We start from the raw sequence: 20,029 nt of genomic DNA, 5'->3' as shown, positions 1-20,029 counted from the left end.
CGGTCCGGGCCGGGAGTGCTTGCCCATGGAACCGATGGTCTCAGGCAGCGACCGCTGTCGGACGTGCTGCCGCGAGATCGGCGGCGCGCGTGCGGACCTCGTCCGCTACGGCCGTCCTGTAGGGACGGGAGGCGTCCAGGAGTGTGTTGAGCCGGGAGGCGACGAGCGCGGAGTCCACCCGGGTTGCCTCATCAAGGGCTTGCTGAGCAGCTGCGGCGGCCCGCTCCGGCTCCCCCTCGTCGAACAGCGCGGCAGCCAGGCCCACGCGGTCCATGACTTTCACCCGCTCGAAGCCGGGCCTACGCAGGGCGAGAGCATCGGTGAAGTGGACGCTGGCGCGGCGGCGGTCGCCGATGCCGTTCAGGTCGCGGGCGGAGACCGCGCGGGCGCCGGCGTGCTCAGCGGCGTCGAAGTAGTCCATCCAGCCGGGGACGTCACCCAGGCCGTCCGCGACGAGTTCGTCCGCCTGACCGAGATATCGCTCGGCACTTCGTTCGTCGCCGAGGGCGGCGTGGACCCGGCCGGTCTGAGAGGCGACCAGCGCCTTGGTGGAGGGGATGCCGGCCTTCGGGGCGGCGACGCCGAGCAGACCGAGAGCGTCTTGTAGATGCCCGAGGTAGATCATCTGGTGGGACATGCGGGTGATGATCTCCACCCCACGATCAGGTTGCCCGGCTTCCGAGGCCGCGTAGATGCCGTAGGACCAGTACCGCTGAGCGGTGGCGTACCGGCCGCAGTCGTGGCTGACCCACCCGGCCAGGGCTGCCAGATCGGCGGTCGCCGTGAAGACCCGGGCCTTCAGCTTGGCCGGGACACCGTTGGTGATGCGGCGGGCGACTTCGGCGAGCTGGGCGACGATCGCGGACCGGTACAGGCCGCCGCCTTTGGAAGCGTCGGCCTTCGCGAAGAACGCGATGACCTCCTCCAGCGCAAGGGTCGTGTCTGTGTCGAAGCCCTTGGCGACGTGGTCCAGCCTGCGGGCGGTACCGCCCAGCATCCGCTCGGCCGCGAGGATCAGCGGCGTGCCGAGGGCGAGCTTGAGGGTGTCGCGGCGATCAAGGAAGAGATCCATCTGGGTCCATCCGGCCAGGGTCTGGGCAGCTGCCTCGGTCAGCATCGGGAGCTGGATGTTGTCCAGCCTGGGCATGGTGGCCGTCAGGCCGAGATCACCCGGGGTGAGTGATTGGCCGAGTGCGCTGGAGACTACCGTCGCGAGCAGCGCGGGTACGGGTGGGCGGGGACGTTCACCATCGATCCAGCGACGGATACGGGTGGCGTCGGGTGCGATCTGTCGGTGACCTCGATGGATCGCTTCCATAGCGATCCGACGAGCGATCTCACTGTGGGACAGGCCGGTGGCCGCGATCCATAAGGTCAGGTGCGGGTTGCCTGTTCTGCCGGTCATCGTCGTCAAGCCCTCCCCGAATCTTCGGTCACGGAACGTGGCAATTTCGCCACGATTCGCGACCTCTACGGTACTGGCCGGGGATACGGCCGGAGGGGGATTCTGCTGGAGCGGTAGCCGTCCGGCTATCCGTACGAGGCAGTGTGCAGCGGTACGAGACGCAAGGGAAAGGAACACGCGTGGCGACACCTGTACTCCCCACTCCGTGGGCGATGAGGCTGGTCACCGACCGGCTGCCGGTCGGCCCGGCGGCGTACGCGACCGTCGAGATGAACGCGGCCACCCAGACCGCCGTCTACACCGACACCGTCGGCCAGATCGTGGAGATGGCCAAGCACGGCACCAACAAGAGCAGCGGCACCACGACCAAGTCCGGAGGCGGCGGCGACGGCAGTGGGCCTCAGCAGCCGCAGACCAACGACGACAACAACGTCGACTACACGTCGGACTGATCCATGAAGCTCACCGTTCTGGTCGTCACCGCACTGGAGGACGTCACCGCCGACTGGGTGGTGGAGTCCGTAGCGGCCCGCGACGTGCACGTGGTTCGGGCCGACCCGGCTGACATCGGCCCCGCGTTGCGCTTCGGTGCGACGATCGGTGGCGCGAAGACGCGCTGGAGCGGTCGGCTGCGCACCACCAGCCGAGAGCTGGATCTCGGGCAGGTGGCGGCGGTCTACTACCGTCGCCCCAGCCCGTGGCCGTTCCAGCATCTGCCCCCGCAAGTCCGCGACTTCGCCACCGCCGAGGCCCGCTACGGCCTGGGTGGACTGCTGACCCACCTGCCTGGTGCCTTGTACGTCAACCACCCCGCCGCCACCTCCCGCGCCGACTTCAAACCCGCCCAGTTGCAGACCGCCGCCCGACTCGGCCTCCAGATCCCACCCACCCTGGTCACCAACGACGCGGACGCGGCGCGGAAGTTCGCCGCCGAGCACGCACCTGTCATCTACAAGTCCTTCCGCGGCCTGCCACCCTCCGATGACGGGTGTGCCGGAGTGATCTGGGCACAGAGGGTCGACCCTGACACGTTCGACGACTCGATCGAGGTCACCGCTCATATGTTCCAGGCCGAGATCCCCAAGGTCGCCGACGTACGGATGACCGTGGTCGGTAACCGGATCTTCGCTCAGCGGATCACCACGCCCACCGGCGATCTGGACTGGAGAAGCGGCGACTGGGACGCTCTCGACCACAACCCCATCGCGGTGCCCGTTCCGATCGCCGAGGCCACTCTGAGCTATCTACGGGAGTTCGGTCTGGTCTTCGGGTGCTTCGACTTCGCCCTGACCGGTGACGGAACGGTCACGCAGGACTGGGTGTTCATCGAATGCAACCCCAACGGCCAGTGGGGCTGGCTGCCTGATGCCGACCAGATCGCCGCCGCTTTCGCCGACATCCTGAGCATGGAAGGAGGCGGGACCTGATGACGTCCGCCGACCTGGAGACCGACGCCGCCCACCTACGCCGAACCCTGACCCAGGCTCTCACCGACAAGGGAGTCCTGAACGATCCCGGCTGGCGGGAAGCCGTCCGGACAGTACCCCGGCACCGGTTCGTCCCCGGCTTCTATCTGCCCGCCGACGACACTGACAGCCAGGGCCTGACGGTGTGGGAACCCGTTACCGCCGAGTCGGACCACGGCCGTTGGCTCACCAGTGCCTATTCCGACACCACGCTGATCACTCAGCTTGACGGCGCTGAACCGGACTGGAAATCCCCGCAGGTCAGGCGTGGTGGTGCTCTCACATCTTCGTCCACCTTGCCGTCACTGGTCGTGCGGATGTGGGCGGACGCCGAATTCCACGACGGCCATACGGTTCTGGAGATCGGCACCGGCACCGGTTATTCCACCGCACTGGCCTGCGAGCGCCTCGGATCGGCCGCCGTCACCTCCATCGAAGTCGATCCCCGTCGGTTGGAGCGGGCCGCAGACGCGCTGGATGCCTGCGGCTATACGCCCACCCTCGCTGTGGTCGACGGTTTGTACGGCTACTGGCCCGAGGCGCCCTTCGACCGGATCGTCGCCGCCTGCTCCTTCCGCGCCGTGCCACCCGCTCTTCTCGCTCAGGTCCGGCCCGGGGGAAAGGTCCTGCTGACCCTGTCCGGCTGGCTCTACGGCTATGCGCGTGTCCTGCTCACCGTGCACGACGACGGTACTGCGGAAGGACAACTCCTTCCCGGCACAGTGTCGTTCATGTCCGCCCGTACCCACGCGGCACCGGCCTTCGGTAATCCCGCTCACTGGGCCGCAGGACTCCCGAAGAGCAGCCGTCCTGCCCGGCACAGTCCGGACCGGATCACTGCCGGCACGGTGGAAGCGTTCCATCCCCGGTTCCTCGCCCAATGCGCCGTACCGGACGCGCAGATGACAGAAGTCGGCGATGTGGTGCACCTGGTCGACGTCGTGACCGGCTCCGCTGCCACCCTCACACCAACTGACGGCCACTGGGAAGTGCGTGAGAGCGGACCCGTACGGCTATGGGAGCGGATCGAGACCGTGCTGTCCGCGTATGACGAGGCGGGCCGACCGGGCCCGGAGACGTTCACCCTGCATGTCTACGGCGGTGGGCAGCACTTGAGGCACTCGCAGATGCCTGGCCTGCGCCTGCCACGCCTCTGAACAGGGGTGGTCTTTGGTCATGCTCTCCACTGAGGCGGTCCGCGTTCGCTCCACCAAGCCACATGACTCCCGGAGGAACCCATGTCCGGCGCAGCACCCACCACCCCGCCCGAGTACTGGGACAAGTACCGTCCCGCTCTCCAGGAACCCCCTGCGGCGCAGCGCTTCGACTGGACAGGAGCGGACGACGGCGGCCCCGGCGCGGAACTCCTCAACTCCCCGGCCACAGCGCTGGACTTGGGTCCGGCCGAGGGGGAGAACGCCGCGTACCTGGCCGGCCACGGTACCGAGGTCACCGCCGTGGACTTCTCCGGCGTCCAGATCGACCGGGCTCGGCGTTTCTGGTCCCACATCGCGGAGTTGACGTTCGTGGAGGCGGAGGCGTGCGCGTATCTCGCCGACGGGACACGGCAGTTCGACGCGATCTACTCGACGTGGGGTGCGGTGTGGTTCGTCGACCCCGATGAGCTGTTCCCCCTCGTACGGCAACGCCTCGCTCCCGGCGGCACGTTCGCGTTCTCGCACCGGGAGCCCGTCGCGGGTCAGTACGGCGCGCAGCGGATGGGCGGGAGGTGGCTGGAGGGCAGGGAGGGCCAACTGACCGTGTGCCGTTGGCAGTACAGCGCGGAGCAGTGGACGGACATCCTGAAGCGGCACGGGTTCACTGGCGTGAGGGCGCGGGTGTGGCCGAACCGGGAGGAGGGGGCCTTGGGGACGTTGATCGTCACCGCCCGGCCGTCCTGACCTCACCGCAGCCGCAGTACGCCGGGTGCGTGGTCCTCGAAGATGGTCAGGAGCCAGTCGTACACGGTGTCGCCCCGGCCCTCTCTGGCCGCCGTGAGGTCCGCGAGGACTGAGGGGCGGTTCGTGGGGTGGCAGTGGGCGAGGCGGAGCTCCAACTGGCGGGCCGTTTCTGGGTGTCCGAGGTGTTCGCGGGATACGTCGTGGTGGTGCCACTCGATGACGTAGTCGCCGTCGTCGGGGGTGCCGAAGCCGCCGCGCAGGCAGTCGACGAGGGCGTCGAGGTTGCGGCCGAAGTAGCCGCCGGGTCCGTTGACGGCGGAGCCGAGGGTGAGCCAGAAGTCGTCGAGGGTGTGGATCCGGGTGCCGTCGAGGACGTAGGTCCGGGTCACTTGACCGAGTCGACGAAGGTGTTCCAGGAGGCGGCGGTGAAGAGGAGGGCGCCGAGGGAGGGGTCTTTGCTGTCGCGGACGGGGACGAGGGAGGGGAGGTTGGGGGCGAATTCGAGGCACTGGCCGCCGTCGGAGTTGCTGTAGCTGCTCTTGTGCCAGTCGGCCATGTTCAGTAGGTCGGCGGAGACTTCGAGGCACTCGCCGCCGGACGAGTTGCTGTAGCTGCTCCTGTGCCACGTGATGTTGCTCAGGTCGATCGCTCGCATGGCACTTCCTCCAGCATCCGCATGATGAACCGGCGTGACTCGGCTGGGTTGTACGCCAAGTCACGTACGGAATCATAGGCACGGTTCAGAGGGCCGACCACGTGCGTTTCCTCGAACAGATCGCCCCGTACGTCGTTTTCCGTGTAGGCGACGGTCCTGTTGTCCGGGAGCTTGAGGAACATCATGGAGTTGCCGTCGAGGGGGTGCAGCCCTGCGCCGAACGGCAGTACCTGGATGGTGATGTTGGGACGCGCCGATGCCTCCACCAAGTACTCCAACTGCTCGCGCCACGCGGCCGGATCACGCAGGGAGTTCCGCAACACCGCTTCCCAGAGGATCGTGCGGAACGTCGGCGCTCCCTCCCCCTCCAAGATCGCCTGCCGACCGGTACGGGCATCAATCTGTTGCTCCAGTTCCTCCCCGTCGAACAAGCCACCCGCCGCAAGTGCTTCACGTGCGTACCCGGCTGTCTGGAGCAACCCTGGGGGCCTGCTCACGCCGTAGTGCCACAGCGCGAGCGCCATCGCCTCGTACTTCATGTACTGCTGGTACTGCGGCCGGAACTGGGCGGCATCCGCAGCCGCCAACTCCCACAACGTCAAGATGAGCGGCGTCGTCCCGTAGAACGTGTCCAGCCCCATGGCGAGTTGCGGACTCCCGATCGTCGCCCCGCTTTCCAACCTGCTGAGCAGCGACTGATCCCATCCCAACCTCTTAGACAACTCCCTGAAGCTCAACCTCTGCTGCTCCCGGTACTCCTTGATCACCTGCCGGAACCGTTCCCTCGGCTCTTGGCTCATCCCGGTGATCGGCAGCCTCCGCGACATCCTGTCCCCTCCGTCCTAGCCGGTGCACGAAGCCAACAAGCGGTGCACCAGACCCGATTCGACCTGTACGACCACCGTCCATGGGCCATCCTCGTACTACCCAGGAATACGCAGAGTATTACAACTGCCGCATTCCGTACAGAACTTGGGCGAAAGGACAGAAACCCATGGAACCCGGAACCCTCCTCTACGACCCCGCCCTCGACAAGGTCGGCGAATACCAGGCCCTCCTCGGCAAGTACGCCATGCTCCGCCCCGTCGGCGGCGGCACCGAGTGGCAGGCCGACCCCGAGACCCTCCGGCCCCCCACCGACAGCGAACGCATCGGCGCCGGAGTGAAGGCGGCCAACCACCTCACCCGCAACGACCCCGCGAAGAACCCCCCGTTGGAGCCGGCGATCGACCTGAGCGCACCCCCGCGCCCGTACCCCAACTGCGCCACCTGCGACGAACTCGCCACCCTCCGCAGGACGGCGCACAAGGCCAAGGACTACAGCGCGGCCACGGACGCGAACGTCCTCCTGCGCCGCCACCACACGCAGGCGCACCCGAAGGCCCTCGCCGAGTGACACCCCACACCAACCCCCACACCAACCCCCACGCCCTCACCCCTCGCCGCCCCAACTCCCCCCACCCCAGCCAGATCACCCAGGTCCCCCCGACCTACGCAACACCCCCACCCCGCATCGCACCCCCACCCCGCACCCCCCAACCCCCGCTCCCCACCCCCAAGTTCGCCCCGACCCTGTGGACGATCCTCCTCACGGCCACCAGCGTCATCAGCCTCGTCGTGGCCGCGACGATCACCAGGGCCTAGAAAAACAGCAAGGCCGCCGAAGAACCCCTCGGCGGCCAACTGCCCTGCAAAAGAACGTCAGTCGGAGATGAGACCGTCCCGCAGCTGAGCCAACGTCCGCGTGAGCAACCGCGAGACGTGCATCTGCGAGATCCCGACCTCTTCCCCGATCTGCGACTGAGTCATGTTCGCGAAGAACCGCAGCATGATGATCCGGCGCTCACGGGGCGGCAGCTTCGCGAGCAGCGGCTTCAGGGACTCCCGGTACTCGACGCCCTCAAGCGCCGTGTCCTCGTACCCCAGCCGATCCGCCAACGACCCTTCGCCACCGTCGTCTTCGGGAGCGGGCGAGTCGAGAGACGAAGCCGTGTACGCGTTGCCGACGGCGAGCCCGTCGACGACGTCCTCCTCCGACACCCCCAGAACCGCGGCGAGTTCAGGCACGGTGGGGGACCGATCGAGCCGCTGGGACAGCTCGTCGCTGGCCTTGGTCAGAGCAAGTCGCAGCTCCTGAAGGCGCCGAGGCACCCGCACGGACCAGGACGTGTCCCGGAAGAACCGCTTGATCTCGCCGACGACGGTAGGCATCGCGAAGGTCGGGAACTCGACCCCGCGCTCACAGTCGAACCGGTCGATCGCCTTGATGAGCCCGATCGTGCCGACCTGGACGATGTCCTCCATCGGCTCGTTGCGGGACCGGAAGCGAGCAGCCGCGTACCGGACGAGCGGGAGGTTGAGTTCGATCAGCGTGTCACGGACGTACGGACGCTCGGGGCTGTCCTCGTCGAGCGCGGCGAGCCGCAGGAACAGGGAGCGGGACAGGGTCCGGGTGTCGATCGCCTCCGTGGGGGCGGGAAGCGCCGGAGCCGGTCCGGCGGTGAGTGCCGGGACGTCGGCCGTGACGTCGTCGAGCGGGTCCGGCTCGGCGGGCACGGCGGGCGCGGACGCGCTCTTCTCGAGCGTGAGCACCTTCGAGCTGCCCTGGTCTGCGGACATGCCACCCCCTTTGGGTCGCGGGACGGTCGGGGCTGGCGCTCCGGGTGGAACGTCGGCCTTCACCTGAATACCGGAGCCGAAGCCTCGGCAAACGCGCTTCCGGCAGAATGTCACATGTCGGCAACACGCTGTAGTGACATGTCGACATGTGACTGACGAAACACCCCTGCACAGACGGTGTATGACGAGGTCTCAGCCCGAATCGGCCCCAAAAGGGCCGGAGGGACGATTCGCTCGCGACGGTGACGTATCGATCCTGCTTACGATTCCCGCAACCGGGAGGATCTACGCCTCGATCCGGTTCGCGGACCGCAGCCGCTGGAAGGACCGGGCGAGCAGCCGGGACACGTGCATCTGCGAGACCCCCAGTTCGGCGCTGATCTGCGACTGGGTCAGATTGCTGTAGTAACGCAGCAGCAGAATCCGCTGCTCCCGCTCCGGCAGCTGCACGAGCAGGTGCCGTACGAGGTCGCGGTGCTCGACGCCGTCCAGCGCGGGATCCTCGTACCCGATCCGGTCCAGCAGCCCCGGCAGCCCGTCGCCCTCCTGCGCGGCCTCCAGGGAGGTCGCGTGGTACGAGCGGCCGGCCTCGATGCAGGACAGCACCTCGTCCTCCCCGATCCGCAGCCGCTCGGCGATCTCGGCGGTCGTGGGGGTACGGCCGTACGCGGTGGTCAGATCCTCCGTCGCGCCGTTGACCTGCACCCACAGCTCGTGGAGGCGGCGGGGTACGTGGACGGTGCGCACGTTGTCGCGGAAGTACCGCTTGATCTCGCCGACGACCGTCGGCATCGCGAACGTCGGGAACTGGACGCCCCGGTCGGGGTCGAAGCGGTCGATCGCGTTGATCAGACCGATCGTCCCGACCTGGACGACGTCCTCCATCGGTTCGTTGCGGGAGCGAAAGCGCGCGGCGGCGTAGCGCACGAGCGGGAGGTTCGCCTCGATGAGCGCCGTACGCACCCGGCGGTGCTCCGGCGTACCCGGCGGCAACTCCTTGAGCTGGCCGAAGAGGACGGTCGTCAGGGCCCGGGTGTCCGCGCCCCGGCGCTGTCTCTCGGAGAGCTCCGGAACCGTTTCCTCATCCGGTTGGGGTGGCGCAGTACTGGCCGACACGGGCAACGCCACCTCTTCATCCGCCGTTCATCCGTCAAAAGCGGTCATAGCATCACAAGACATCACCACTGTGTGCAAGCACCGCATAACGCCGTGTTGAGGGATGGAAGGGGAGAGTTAGCTCCTAAACCCCGAAATCTCAGAATTCGTAGTCCGCCACGACCCACGTCGCGAACTCACGCCACAGCGCCACCCCGGCCTGGTGCGCGGGGTGCTCGGCGTACCGCTTCAACGCCTGAGCGTCCGCGAACGACGAGTTGATCGCGAAGTCGTACGCGATCGGCCGGTCCGAGAGGTTCCAGCCGAGCTCCCAGAACTCGACGTCCTCGATCTGCCCCGGCAGCGCCCGGAACGCGGCCTCCCCGGCCACCACGCGCTCGTCCTCGCGCGTGACACCGTCGTTGAGCTTGAACAGGACCAGGTGGCGGATCATCGGACGCTCCCATGAAGGCAGAGCGGCTACTTGGCCCCGTCGGCGAGCCACGTGAAGAAGTCCCCGATGGCCTTCGCCGCGTTGGATATGCCCTCGAACCCTAGCTGGACGTAGTCCGCCGCCCTGGCCGGGTCCGTGATGATCACGTACAGCACGAACACGACGAGCACGTAGACGGCGATCTTCTTGGCCTGCACCGCCACCGCGCCTCCCCTGCGACTTGGATCCCCCTGGCTACCGGGCGCGAGTGTAGCTTTCGCGCCAAGCATTTCATCGTATTGACCGTACAGGGCACGGGATTTGACCAAGTTCTCAACACACTCGAAGGGCCCCGCCGTATCGGCGAGGCCCTTCATTCACGAGCGGTAGCGGAGGGATTTGAACCCTCGGTGACTTGCGCCACACTCGCTTTCGAGGCGAGCTCCTTCGGCCGCTCGGACACGCTACCGAGAGAGACCTTACCGCACCGGGTCGGCTGGTCGGAAATCGGTATCAGCGGTCACGGAAGAAGCTGGTCAGGAGGGCCGCGCAGGCCCCCGCGAGGACCTCGCCGATCACCTCGGGACGATGGTTGAGACGCCGGTCCCGTACGACGTCCCAGACCGAACCGGCGGCACCCGCCTTGTCGTCCCGCGCGCCGTAGACCACCCGGTCGACACGGGACTGCACCAGCGCGCCGGCACACATCACGCACGGTTCGAGGGTCACGACGAGCGTGCAGTCGACGAGCCGCCACGCACCCAGCGCCGACGCCGCCCGGCGCAGCGCCAGCACCTCCGCGTGCGCGGTCGGATCGCCGGTCGCCTCACGCTCGTTGTGCGCGGCGGCCAGCACCGTCGTACCGTCCGGACCGAGGACGACCGCCCCGACGGGGACGTCCGGACCGGCTCGCTCCGCCTCGGCGAGGGCGAGCCGCATCGCGGGGTGCCAGGGGTCGCGTACGGGGTCGGGGGTCAGCGGACGGCTTCCAGCATCTCCGTCGCGCCGAGCGCGTCCGCGATCTCGCCGAGCGCGTCGCGGTCGAAGGACTGGAGCCGCTTCTCCGAGATGCCGAGGTCGTCGAGGAGACGCGGGTCGCCGACCGGGCCGTGCGGGACGGCCTCGCCGGCCGGCTCCTCGTCGGAGCCCTCGTCCTGTTCGCCGTCCTCGGTGCCGTCCAGGTCCAGCGCGTCCAGGTCGTCGGCGGAATCCTTGGCGAGCAGGTCGGCGAGCAGGACCTCGCCGTACGAACTGCGGGCGGCCACCGCGGCGTCCGAGACGTAGACGCGGGGATCGTCCTCGCCGTCCACGCGGACGACGCTGAACCAGGCGTCCTCCTGCTCGATCAGGACCAGGACCGTGTCGTCGTCCACGGACGACTCGCGGGCCAGGTCGGCCAGATCCGACAGGGTTTCCACGTCGTCGAGCTCTGTGTCGCTCGCTTCCCACCCGTCTTCGGTGCGCGCGAGCAGTGCGGCGAAGTACACCGTGACTCTCCCAGCTGGTCAAAGGTGTGCCGGTTGGGGGTCCCCCCGGCGGAGGTCTTCAGGTGGTCCAGAGGCGTCGGCCCCGAGCCCCACCCACTCGAAATCGTGGCAGAAACAAGGGCTCCAGGGGACGTCTTCGGCACCCTGTGTCCGGCATTTTGATCGCGGATCCCCACGACCCCACCAGCGCACTCGCTTCCGCCAACAGCGGATCGTACGCGGCTTTGCCATCTGGCAGAGCACGGGCGGGGCTTGAGGACGGAGAGACGGCGGTGATCTTTACCTCAGGCATGCGAAGGGGGGTACGAAGGGGGTCCGACGCCAGAGCGACCCGGATGCGTGCCCGGTTAATCTGGACGTATGCGTCTCCACGTCGTCGACCACCCTCTGGTCGCTCACAAGCTCACCACGCTCCGCGACCAGCGCACGGACTCGGCGACCTTCCGCCGCCTCGCCGACGAACTGGTCACCCTCCTCGCCTACGAGGCGACCCGGGACGTCCGTACGGAACAGGTCGACATCGTCACCCCGGTCACCGAGACGACCGGCGTGAAGCTGTCCTACCCCCGCCCCCTCGTCGTACCGATCCTCCGCGCGGGCCTCGGCATGCTCGACGGCATGGTCCGCCTCCTGCCCACGGCGGAGGTCGGCTTCCTCGGCATGATCCGCAACGAGGAGACCCTGGAGGCGTCCACGTACGCCACCCGGATGCCCGAGGACCTCTCGGGCCGCCAGGTGTACGTCCTGGACCCGATGCTGGCCACGGGCGGCACCCTGGTCGCGGCGATCCGCGAACTGATCCGCCGGGGCGCGGACGACGTGACGGCGGTCGTCCTGCTCGCGGCCCCCGAGGGCGTCGAGGTCATGGAACGCGAACTGGCGGGCGCACCGGTGACGGTGGTGACGGCAGCGGTGGACGACCACTTGAACGAACAGGGGTACATCGTGCCGGGGTTGGGAGACGCGGGGGATCGCCTGTACGGCGCGGCGGAGTAGCGGTTCCTTCTCAGGGCAGGGGGCGTTGTGGTTCTTTAGGGGCGCGGGGAACTGCGCGACAAGCCACAACGCACCCGCACCCGCTCAACAACCCTTCTTGGCACCCTCGTTGGCGGCCTTAGGCGCGCTCAACACAGCGAGAGCCTTGGTCGCATCGCCCGGCGCAGCCAGCGTCTTGAACCCGTTCCCGATGACGAGGTCGACGGACGCGTCCTTCCGGGCCGCGTCCATCCGCCGCTGAGCACCCGGCAGTTGAACCCCGAGTACGGACAGCGAAGTCCCGGACGCGGCAGGCAATCCCACCAACACCCCGGTCCCCGCAACCTTCTTGTCGAACTGCGCAGGCGCGTTCCCGACCTGCCCCACCTTGAACCCCCGCTTCTTCAACTCATCAGCGGTGGTCTTGGCGAGCCCACTACGGGTGGTCGCGTTGAAGACGTTCACAGTGATCTGCGCAGGCTTGGGAAGCACCACAGCGGCCGTAGTGGGAACCGCCTTCTTGGGCGCACAGTCGCCGGACCGGGACGCCGCGGACGCCGTCCCACCACCACCGGTGAAGACATCCACGAGCTGCATGGTCCCCCACCCCGCAACCCCGAGCACGGCTCCGCACGCGACGACGCCCACAACGAGCCGACCTCGCCGCCGAGATCGCCGCATGCGCGGGTACTTGTCGCCTGTGATGCGGTACTTGCCGCCCATGCCGGGGGGAGTCAGCATGCTCATGGGCGCAGCGTAGTGCTCCAGCGCGCCCATGACGAATAAACGATCATCCGACACCGCCCGGTCGCATGGATTGCACCCGAAAGGGGCAACGAGGCCACCCACGGGTGGACGTCACTCCAGTTCGAGCACCCGCGCATGCAGCACCTGCCGCTGCTGAAGCGCGGCCCGCACCGCCCGGTGCAGCCCGTCCTCCAGATACAGATCGCCCTGCCACTTCACGACGTGCGCGAAGAGGTCGCCGTAGAACGTCGAGTCCTCCGCGAGCAGGGTCTCCAGATCGAGCTGCTGCTTCGTGGTCACGAGCTGATCGAGGCGGACCGGGCGCGGTGCGACGTCCGCCCACTGCCGGGTGCTCTCCCGGCCGTGGTCGGGGTACGGCCGGCCGTTTCCGATGCGCTTGAAGATCACACGGAAAGCCTACCGGCCCAGACCTTCCGGGCGCAGCCACGGCGACGGAGTGCGACGCTGCAAATAACGTCATGTACCGAGGCAAACCGGGAACGAGGGACAGGCGATGAGTACGCAGCCGCAGCCGACGGGCGCGAACGGGCCGACCCCGGCCGAGGTCACGGAGATCGCGGCCGGGTACGCCTTCACGGGCCCCGCGCTCGACCTCGGCGCCCTCCTCTGGGAGAACACGCCCCACCCCGAGGCCCCCGTACGTATCCCGCTGCCCGTCCTCAACCGCCACGGCCTGGTTGCGGGCGCGACGGGCACCGGCAAGACGAAGACGCTCCAGTTGATCGCGGAACAGCTCTCGGCGCAGGGGGTCCCGGTCTTCCTCGCGGACGTGAAGGGCGACCTGTCGGGCATCTCGGCACCCGGCGAGGCGGGCGAGAAAGTGCGGGCCAGGGCGGCCGAAGTGGGCCAGAGCTGGAGCCCCGCCGGTTTCCCCGCCGACTTCTACGCCCTCGGCGGCATCGGCCACGGCATCCCCGTACGCGCCACCATCACCAGCTTCGGCCCGGTCCTGCTCTCCAAGGTCCTCCAGCTCAACCCGACCCAGGAGCAGTCCCTCGGCCTGATCTTCCACTACGCCGACACGAAGGGCCTCGAACTCCTCGACCTCAAGGACCTCCGCGCGGTGGTCGCCTTCCTCACGTCCGACGAGGGCAAGGCGGAACTGACAACGATCGGCGGCCTTTCTACGGCGACGGCGGGAGTGATCCTGCGTTCCCTGACCGCCTTCGAGGCGCAGGGCATGTCCGACTTCTTCGGCGAACCCGAATTCGACACGGCCGATTTCCTACGGCTGTCCCCCGACGGCCGGGGAATCGTGTCGGTCCTGGAACTCCCGGCGATCCAGGACAAACCGCAACTCTTCTCCACATTCCTGATGTGGCTGCTGGCCGACCTCTTCCACGACCTCCCGGAGATCGGTGACGCGGAGAAACCCAGACTCGTCTTCTTCTTCGACGAGGCGCACCTCCTCTTCAACGGCGCCTCGAAGGCGTTCCTCGACTCCATCACCCAGACCGTCCGCCTCATCCGCTCAAAAGGGGTCGGCGTTTTCTTCGTCACGCAGACGCCGAAGGACGTTCCCGCCGACGTTCTCGCCCAGCTCGGCAACCGCGTCCAGCACGCATTGCGCGCATTCACCCCGGACGACCAGAAAGCGCTGAAAGCGACCGTCAAGACGTTCCCGAATTCCGCGTACGACCTTGAGGAACTTCTGACGTCGCTGGGAACGGGGGAGGCGGTCGTGACCGTCCTGAGCGAGAAGGGTGCGCCGACGCCCGTTGCGGCGACGCGACTTCGGGCGCCGGAGTCGCTGATGGGGCCGATCGACGCGGGCGTCCTGGACCAGGCGGTGACGGCGTCCCCGCTCCACGAACGTTATGCACAGGCTGTGGACAGAGAATCGGCTTACGAGAAACTCCAGCGGCGTCCGGCGGAGAAGACGGAGGTTCCTCGTGAGCGGGAGGAGCGCCAGTCGTCGATGGTGGAACAGGTCGTAGGCAGCGGCATGTTCAAATCCCTGGCGCGGTCGATCGGTACGCAACTGGGCCGGGAAATCACGCGGTCCCTCTTCGGTACGGCGAGGAGAAGGCGGTGAGGTGGCGGACCGGTTCCTTTCGGTCCGCCACCTTTTCAGCTAGCGGCTCTGCTCAGCCTGGGACTGGGGCTGCTGCTCGTTTTCCGTCCGCTTCTCCGTGGGCGCCGTACGCCGAGCTTCCGCGCGCAACAGTGCACGCAGGACCGCATAAGGATCTGTGGGCATGGCTGTGTTTCCTAGCTCTGAGTGAGGGATGAGGGGGGTTCTTCACACCGCTCTCATCAGCACCGCAGAACGACACAACGCACGGAGGAAATACCGAAAGTCGCCGGGGTGTCGATGAAAAATCCCGGCGCCTTGTCAAACGATTCGACGGCCACTTTCTGAACCGCCGCCGGCCGCAACACCGTCACGACACGCGCCGCCGACGGTCTGAGTCCGCTGTCGACAACTTCGTACTCGACACTTTCGACAGCCATGGCCACACAGGGAACCGTGCAGGCTTCCCCGGGCACCAGGAGCGCGAGCACCACGACCAACGCCCGCAGCCAGAGCCGCGATCGAGAAAGAAGCCGTGCACCACTCACACAAGGGGGATGCCCAAGGCGCGCGGGGGTCGAGTCGTAAGGAACACGGATTCAACCCATTCGGGGGAGCGCAAAGGGCATTTAGGGGCGCGGGGAACTGCGCGACCAGCCACATACGGTCCGCACTGTGAACTCAACCCTCTTTGGCAGCCCGCTTCTTTTCCTGCTTATATGCCCGAACTCTGGCCAAAGAGTCCTCGTCAGTAATATCCGCGACAGACCTGAAAACCTTGGCCTCCCCATAACTCCCCGCAGCCTCCCGCCACCCCTTCGGCCGAACCCCCACCTGCTTACCCAACAACGCCAGAAAAATCTGAGCCTTCTGCTTCCCGAACCCCGGCAACCCCTCCAGCCGCTTCAACAACTCACCCCCACTCCCCACTCCGGCCCACACCCCCTCCGCGTCCCCGTCATAGTGCTCGACAAGGAACTGACACAGCTGCTGAACCCGCTTGGCCATGGACCCGGGATACCGATGCACCGCAGGCTTCTCGGAAAGCAGCGCAGCGAACCGCTCAGGATCCATCCCGGCGATCTCCCGCGCATCGAGATCATCGACCCCCAGCCGATCCGCGATGGTCCGAGGCCCCTTGAAGGCCCACTCCATCGGCACTTGCTGATCCAGCAGCATCCCCACCAGCGCCGCCAGAGCCGACCGCCCGAGCAGTTCATCGGCCTCGGAATCCTGCGCAAGATGCAGAGTGACGTCCATACCCAGATGATCCCGCCGAAGAGGTCACCCCGCGCGCCAGTACCCGAGCGCATGGACGCGCTCTTTGGAGACGCCGAGTTCCTTACGGACGTACGCGGAGAGCGTCCGAGTCGTACGGGTGTCGCACGCGATCCACACGTACGGCGCCTCCGCCCCGGCCAGCACCTCCGGCAACTCCCGCCGAACCCGCTCGACCAACTCCCCACGCGGCACCCGCCGCACCCCGTGCCGGACCGGCAACTCGCCTTCCCCGCCCTCGAACCACACCGTGGCCGGCACGGAACTCATCGAGTCCAGCAGGGAGTTGATCGCGGGCAGCGACGCGGGATCGCCGATCGCGAGGATGTGGGTGGGCGCGGGTACGGGACTCTCGAACCCGGTCCCCTGGACGGTCGCCTCGATCGTGCCCCCGACCTCGACCCCGCGAGCCCAGTCGCTGGCGGCGCCCTCATGCAGCGCGAACTCCAACGCGAACGTACCGCTCTCCGGGTCGGGATCGACCAGCGTGTACGCCCGCTGATGGGGCCGCCCGGCGTTCTGGAACCACAGCCGCACCCACATGGTCGGATGCACGGGGTTCGCGGCGAGCAGCCCGCCGTCCGTGACCCCGATCCGCCGGTACTCCGCGCTGACCTGCTCGTTCGCCGTCACCGTGAGGGTGAAGTCCCTGGCCCGCATGAGCTTCAGAACCGCACCTTCCCAGCCCCGCCCCTGCGCCATACCGCCTCCACCTCTCCCGTACGCTGCTCAACTTAGGCAAGGCTAACCTAAAATCAAGGGGCGGCACAGAATGACCACGTACCGCGACGCTTTCGGCGTCCCCCACCTCCGCGAGGCCACGACAGCAGCGCTGGCCCACGCACAGGGCCTGGTCACGGCCCGAGACCGCGCCTGGCAACTGGAGGTGGAACGCCACCGGGCGGAGGGCACCTCGGCGGCGTTCCTGGGCGCGGAGGCGCTGTCGTGGGACAAGTTCGCGCGGCGCGCGAGGCTGACGGACACGGCCCGAAGATGCTTCGAGGGACTGGAGAAGAGGGACCCGGAGACGGCGGGGTGGGTGCGGGCGTATGTGGAGGGGGTCAATGAGGGGTTGGGGGTTGGGGAAGTTGTTTCACCCTCTGCTCAACCTCATTACCCCGCCCCCGAGTTCGAACGCGTCGGCCTCGCCCCCGGCCTCTGGTCACCCTGGACCCCCCTGGCCATCTGGCTCTCCGTCCACATCCTCTTCGCCGGTTTCCCCGCCAAGCTCTGGCGCGAGGAGGCGATACGCCATCTCGGCCCCGACGCCGTCCCCCTGTTCGCCACCGACGGCCCGGCCACCTCGGGGAGCAACGGCTGGCTGCTGGACGGGAGTCGGACGGTCAGCGGCGGTGCGCTGATCGCCGGTGATCCGCACCGCTTCATCGAGGAACCCGGCATCTACCAGCAAGTCCGGCTCGCCTGCGACGAGTTCGACGTGGTCGGGCTCGCGGTGCCCGGCGTTCCAGGGATCGCGCACTTCGGGCACACGGGGACCGTCGCCTGGGCGATCACGAACGCGATGGCCGATTACCAGGACCTGTACAAGGAACGGCTGCGGCGGACCGGCGCCGGCGTGGAGGCGCTGGACCCGGACGGGGTGTGGCGCCGGGTCCACCGGCACACGGAACTGATCGAGGTCGCGGGCGAACCCCCCGTGGAGATCGAGGTGTTGGAGACCCCCCGGGGCCCGGTGATCGCCGGTGGCCCCGAAGGGCTGGACGACGCGACCCCGTTGGCGCTGAGCCTGCGCTGTCCGCCGCGCGTGACGGGGGAGTTGGGATTCGAGACGCTCCTCAAACTGCTGAGGGCCCGCGACGTGGACGACGTGGACGCCGCCCTCGACACCTGGCGCGAACCCGTGAACGTCGTCCAGGCCGCCGACACCGCCGGAGGCACCCTGCACAGGGTCGCGGGCCGGGTCCCGATCCGCGCGCAGGCGAACCGCGTCCGCCTGGTCCCGGCCTGGGAACCGGGCCACGAGTGGACGGGCTGGCACGGGACGCCCCGCGCCGAACTGACCGACGGCATCGCGGTGATGGCCAACCAGCGGGGCCCGGCAGGGGAGTTGGGCGTCGAGTTCGCCCCCGCGCACCGAGCGGACCGCATCAGGAACCTCCTCCAGGAACGCGAGAAGTGGACGCCCGAGGAGATCGGCACGATCCACATGGACACCCAACTCGCCTCGGCGGAACCCCTGTTGGACAGAGCGGCGGCACTGAAGGACCTCACCCCGGAAGCGGAGACCCTGAGGAACCGCCTGCTGCGCTGGAACCGCCGCATGGACGCGACCAGCACGGACGCCGCGTCGTACGCCGCCCTCCGCGGCGAGGTCGTCCGCACCCTCGCCGCCCACCCCGCCTTCGCCGCCCTCACGACCCCGCCCGCCTACCCCGACGTCCTCCTCCCCTGGCTCGCCCTCACCCCCCGGATCGGCTTCGCCCTCGAACACCTGCTGCGCGCCGAGGAGTTGTACGGAATCGACCGCGACACCGCCGTACGGGAAGCCCTGGAGACCGTGGCCAGGCGCCCACCCGCGCAGTGGGGCGACACTCACCGCCTCACCCCCTGGCGCGCGCTGCCGGACGACACGTACGACCCGCCCCCGCTCTCCGGCGACCACGACTGCGTGCTGTGCACCACCGCGATCCCCGGCGTCACGGACCGCGCAGTGCGGGGGCCGGTGGCGCGGTACGTGTGGGACCTCGCCGACCGGCGCCGCAGCCGGTGGATCGTCCCGCACGGCGCCCAACTTCCCTTGTGGCTCAAGGGAGATCTGGCCCCCGTGGAAACCGACTGGAACCGCTTGCACAAGGAGCACGATGTACGTCCATGAACAGCCCGTCCCCGGCTTCGGCACCGTCCGGATCCGCCCCCTCGACCCCGAGGCGGACGCCCGCACGATCCACCCCTGGGTCACCGCTCAACGCGCCGGGTTCTGGGGCATGAACGGCCTCACCGAACCCCAAGTCACCGAGATCTACGCCCACATGGCGACCCTGACCACCCACCACGCCTTCCTCGCCGAGCTGGACGGCGCCCCGGTGGCGCTCCTCCAGCTGTACGACCCGGCGGCGGACCGGGTCGGCGAGTGCTACGACGTCGAGCCGGGGGACGCGGGCGTACACGTCCTGCTGGCACCCGGCGAACGCCGACCGGGCTGGTCGGCGGCCCTGTTGGGGACGTACGCGGCGTACGTCTTCCGCACTCTCGGCCACCGCCGGGTCGTCGTCGACCCCGACCTGCGCAACGAGAAGGCCGTCGCCCGCTTCCTCCGCCAGGGCTTCACCCCGGGCCCGGTCGTCACGCTCCCCGAAGTCGACCTCCCGGACGTCCACATGCCCGCGAAGAAGGCCCAACTGGCGTTCCTCACCCGGGAGGTAGCGTTCCCCGGGTGACTCCGGACGAGCTGATCTCCCACTACTCCCTGCAACCGATCCCCCGCGAGGGCGGCCTCTTCCACCGCACCTGGACCGGCCCGCCGACACCGGACGGCCGCCCCTCCGGCACCGCCATCGTCGTACTCCTGAAGGCCGACGACTACTCGGCCCTCCACCGCCTCCCCCACGACGAGACCTGGCACCACTACCTCGGCGCGCCCCTGGAGATGCTGCTCCTCGCCGAGGACGGCTCGGCGCGTACGGCGGTGCTGGGGCCCGACCTCCTCGGCGGGCAGGCCGTCCAGCTCACTGTGCCCGCGCGCACGTGGATGGGCGCGCGGCCGGCCGGCGGGTGGACGTTCTTCGGGTGCACGATGGCGCCGGGATTCACCTATGAGGAGTACGAGCACGGGGAACTCGGGCCGCTCACGGAGCGTTACCCATCTCAAGCGGAGCGTATTGCGGGGTTGTGCAGGAGGTAAGGGGGGATTGCCGGTGGGGCAAGAGGTGAGCACGGCCGGGGCCGGGGCCGTACGTAAAGGGAGGTATGGAC

The 20,029-nt window shown here is 68.2% G+C and carries 26 protein-coding genes and 1 tRNA gene; 11 read left to right on the top strand and 16 right to left on the bottom strand.

Translation table 11 applies throughout. The features are described 5' to 3' along the window. Positions 1-40 precede the first annotated feature (40 nt). Positions 41-1,147 (bottom strand): Tat pathway signal protein, encoded by a 1,107-nt coding sequence (locus tag ACQCO7_RS20710; protein ID WP_464073255.1) that lies wholly within the window; start codon positions 1,145-1,147, stop codon positions 41-43. 437 nt (positions 1,148-1,584) lie between these two features. On the opposite strand from ACQCO7_RS20710, the gene tgmA reads away from it, so the two are divergent. From tgmA to ACQCO7_RS20690, 4 genes are all read left to right on the top strand, one after another. Continuing rightward, positions 1,585-1,857: a putative ATP-grasp-modified RiPP gene (gene tgmA / locus ACQCO7_RS20705; RefSeq protein ID WP_464073254.1), complete on the top strand. Its 273-nt coding sequence runs from the start codon at positions 1,585-1,587 to the stop codon at positions 1,855-1,857. A gap of 3 nt (positions 1,858-1,860) precedes the next feature. Next, positions 1,861-2,832, top strand: coding sequence for an ATP-grasp ribosomal peptide maturase (tgmB, locus tag ACQCO7_RS20700; RefSeq protein ID WP_464073253.1), 972 nt, complete (start codon positions 1,861-1,863; stop codon positions 2,830-2,832). Beyond that, complete coding sequence (gene tgmC, locus ACQCO7_RS20695; RefSeq protein ID WP_464073252.1) at positions 2,832-4,028, top strand: ATP-grasp peptide maturase system methyltransferase; 1,197 nt, start codon at positions 2,832-2,834, stop codon at positions 4,026-4,028. The genes tgmB and tgmC overlap by 1 nt, the downstream gene beginning before the upstream one ends. 81 nt (positions 4,029-4,109) lie before the next feature. Further along, a complete protein-coding gene (locus tag ACQCO7_RS20690; protein ID WP_464073251.1) occupies positions 4,110-4,772 on the top strand; it encodes a class I SAM-dependent methyltransferase in 663 nt (220 codons plus the stop codon). A gap of 2 nt (positions 4,773-4,774) precedes the next feature. On the opposite strand, the gene ACQCO7_RS20685 is transcribed toward ACQCO7_RS20690, so the two are convergent. The 3 genes from ACQCO7_RS20685 to ACQCO7_RS20675 are packed head-to-tail and all read right to left on the bottom strand — an operon-like array spanning position 4,775 to position 6,254. Then, a complete protein-coding gene (locus ACQCO7_RS20685; protein WP_464073250.1) occupies positions 4,775-5,161 on the bottom strand; it encodes a barstar family protein in 387 nt (128 codons plus the stop codon). After that, positions 5,158-5,427 carry a DUF397 domain-containing protein gene (locus tag ACQCO7_RS20680; RefSeq protein ID WP_464073249.1) on the bottom strand — a complete coding sequence of 90 codons (270 nt, stop codon included), beginning with the start codon at positions 5,425-5,427 and terminating at the stop codon, positions 5,158-5,160. The genes ACQCO7_RS20685 and ACQCO7_RS20680 overlap by 4 nt, the downstream gene beginning before the upstream one ends. Beyond that, positions 5,409-6,254, bottom strand: coding sequence for a helix-turn-helix domain-containing protein (locus tag ACQCO7_RS20675; RefSeq protein ID WP_464073248.1), 846 nt, complete (start codon positions 6,252-6,254; stop codon positions 5,409-5,411). The genes ACQCO7_RS20680 and ACQCO7_RS20675 overlap by 19 nt, the downstream gene beginning before the upstream one ends. Positions 6,255-6,421: 167 nt before the next feature. On the opposite strand from ACQCO7_RS20675, the gene ACQCO7_RS20670 reads away from it, so the two are divergent. Together ACQCO7_RS20670 and ACQCO7_RS20665 are read left to right on the top strand one after the other, a co-directional pair. Then, positions 6,422-6,823, top strand: coding sequence for a hypothetical protein (locus ACQCO7_RS20670; RefSeq protein ID WP_464073247.1), 402 nt, complete (start codon positions 6,422-6,424; stop codon positions 6,821-6,823). Then, complete coding sequence (locus ACQCO7_RS20665; RefSeq protein WP_464073246.1) at positions 6,820-7,071, top strand: hypothetical protein; 252 nt, start codon at positions 6,820-6,822, stop codon at positions 7,069-7,071. The genes ACQCO7_RS20670 and ACQCO7_RS20665 overlap by 4 nt, the downstream gene beginning before the upstream one ends. 57 nt (positions 7,072-7,128) lie before the next feature. Here the strand turns inward: ACQCO7_RS20665 and ACQCO7_RS20660 are convergent, their stop codons facing one another. The 7 genes from ACQCO7_RS20660 to ACQCO7_RS20630 all read right to left on the bottom strand — a co-directional run bounded on the left by ACQCO7_RS20660 (position 7,129) and on the right by ACQCO7_RS20630 (position 11,061). Further along, positions 7,129-8,046, bottom strand: coding sequence for an RNA polymerase sigma factor SigF (locus ACQCO7_RS20660; RefSeq protein ID WP_010352280.1), 918 nt, complete (start codon positions 8,044-8,046; stop codon positions 7,129-7,131). Positions 8,047-8,331: 285 nt separating this feature from the next. After that, positions 8,332-9,174 (bottom strand): RNA polymerase sigma factor SigF, encoded by an 843-nt coding sequence (locus ACQCO7_RS20655; RefSeq protein WP_464073245.1) that lies wholly within the window; start codon positions 9,172-9,174, stop codon positions 8,332-8,334. A 127-nt stretch (positions 9,175-9,301) separates the two neighbouring features. After that, on the bottom strand, positions 9,302-9,595 hold the full coding sequence (locus ACQCO7_RS20650) for a Dabb family protein (RefSeq protein WP_464073244.1): 294 nt from the start codon (positions 9,593-9,595) through the stop codon (positions 9,302-9,304). 26 nt (positions 9,596-9,621) lie between these two features. Then, the gene (locus ACQCO7_RS20645) at positions 9,622-9,798 is read right to left on the bottom strand and encodes a hypothetical protein (RefSeq protein WP_010352277.1); all 177 of its coding nucleotides are present in this window, start codon (positions 9,796-9,798) and stop codon (positions 9,622-9,624) included. Between the two features lie 160 nt (positions 9,799-9,958). Further along, positions 9,959-10,043 (bottom strand) — tRNA-Ser (locus ACQCO7_RS20640). A 44-nt stretch (positions 10,044-10,087) separates the two neighbouring features. Then, entirely contained in the window at positions 10,088-10,513 is a 426-nt protein-coding gene (tadA, locus tag ACQCO7_RS20635) for a tRNA adenosine(34) deaminase TadA (protein WP_464073243.1), read from the bottom strand. A gap of 35 nt (positions 10,514-10,548) precedes the next feature. Next, the gene (locus ACQCO7_RS20630) at positions 10,549-11,061 is read right to left on the bottom strand and encodes a tRNA adenosine deaminase-associated protein (protein WP_464073242.1); all 513 of its coding nucleotides are present in this window, start codon (positions 11,059-11,061) and stop codon (positions 10,549-10,551) included. A gap of 360 nt (positions 11,062-11,421) precedes the next feature. Between ACQCO7_RS20630 and upp the strand changes: the two genes are divergently transcribed. Then, positions 11,422-12,057 carry a uracil phosphoribosyltransferase gene (upp, locus tag ACQCO7_RS20625; protein WP_409118696.1) on the top strand — a complete coding sequence of 212 codons (636 nt, stop codon included), beginning with the start codon at positions 11,422-11,424 and terminating at the stop codon, positions 12,055-12,057. 84 nt (positions 12,058-12,141) lie between these two features. On the opposite strand, the gene ACQCO7_RS20620 is transcribed toward upp, so the two are convergent. Continuing rightward, entirely contained in the window at positions 12,142-12,759 is a 618-nt protein-coding gene (locus ACQCO7_RS20620; protein WP_464077251.1) for a LytR C-terminal domain-containing protein, read from the bottom strand. 135 nt (positions 12,760-12,894) lie between these two features. Continuing rightward, the gene (locus tag ACQCO7_RS20615) at positions 12,895-13,191 is read right to left on the bottom strand and encodes a type II toxin-antitoxin system VapB family antitoxin (protein WP_010352268.1); all 297 of its coding nucleotides are present in this window, start codon (positions 13,189-13,191) and stop codon (positions 12,895-12,897) included. Between the two features lie 106 nt (positions 13,192-13,297). Between ACQCO7_RS20615 and ACQCO7_RS20610 the strand changes: the two genes are divergently transcribed. Further along, positions 13,298-14,839: a helicase HerA-like domain-containing protein gene (locus tag ACQCO7_RS20610; protein ID WP_464073241.1), complete on the top strand. Its 1,542-nt coding sequence runs from the start codon at positions 13,298-13,300 to the stop codon at positions 14,837-14,839. A 221-nt stretch (positions 14,840-15,060) separates the two neighbouring features. Here the strand turns inward: ACQCO7_RS20610 and ACQCO7_RS20605 are convergent, their stop codons facing one another. The 3 genes from ACQCO7_RS20605 to ACQCO7_RS20595 all read right to left on the bottom strand — a co-directional run bounded on the left by ACQCO7_RS20605 (position 15,061) and on the right by ACQCO7_RS20595 (position 16,798). Next, positions 15,061-15,264, bottom strand: coding sequence for a hypothetical protein (locus ACQCO7_RS20605; protein WP_464073240.1), 204 nt, complete (start codon positions 15,262-15,264; stop codon positions 15,061-15,063). 235 nt (positions 15,265-15,499) lie between these two features. Further along, positions 15,500-16,078 (bottom strand): HhH-GPD-type base excision DNA repair protein, encoded by a 579-nt coding sequence (locus tag ACQCO7_RS20600; protein ID WP_464073239.1) that lies wholly within the window; start codon positions 16,076-16,078, stop codon positions 15,500-15,502. A 24-nt stretch (positions 16,079-16,102) separates the two neighbouring features. Next, entirely contained in the window at positions 16,103-16,798 is a 696-nt protein-coding gene (locus ACQCO7_RS20595; protein ID WP_464073238.1) for a siderophore-interacting protein, read from the bottom strand. Positions 16,799-16,868: 70 nt separating this feature from the next. Here ACQCO7_RS20595 and ACQCO7_RS20590 point away from each other — a divergent pair, with 70 nt between their 5' ends. Genes ACQCO7_RS20590 through ACQCO7_RS20580 form a run of 3 tightly spaced genes read left to right on the top strand, consistent with a single transcriptional unit; the run spans position 16,869 to position 19,958 of the window. Beyond that, on the top strand, positions 16,869-18,932 hold the full coding sequence (locus ACQCO7_RS20590; protein WP_464073237.1) for a penicillin acylase family protein: 2,064 nt from the start codon (positions 16,869-16,871) through the stop codon (positions 18,930-18,932). After that, a complete protein-coding gene (locus ACQCO7_RS20585; protein ID WP_464073236.1) occupies positions 18,919-19,494 on the top strand; it encodes a GNAT family N-acetyltransferase in 576 nt (191 codons plus the stop codon). Before ACQCO7_RS20590 ends, ACQCO7_RS20585 begins: the two co-directional genes overlap by 14 nt. Next, positions 19,491-19,958, top strand: a complete 468-nt coding sequence (locus tag ACQCO7_RS20580; protein WP_464073235.1) for a cupin domain-containing protein — start codon at positions 19,491-19,493, stop codon at positions 19,956-19,958. The genes ACQCO7_RS20585 and ACQCO7_RS20580 overlap by 4 nt, the downstream gene beginning before the upstream one ends. Positions 19,959-20,029 lie beyond the last annotated feature (71 nt).

The sequence above is a fragment of the Streptomyces saintjeani genome (genome assembly GCF_055409605.1).
The sequence above is the reverse complement of the archived record's forward strand: the minus strand, read 5'-3'. Positions and strand labels throughout refer to the sequence as shown.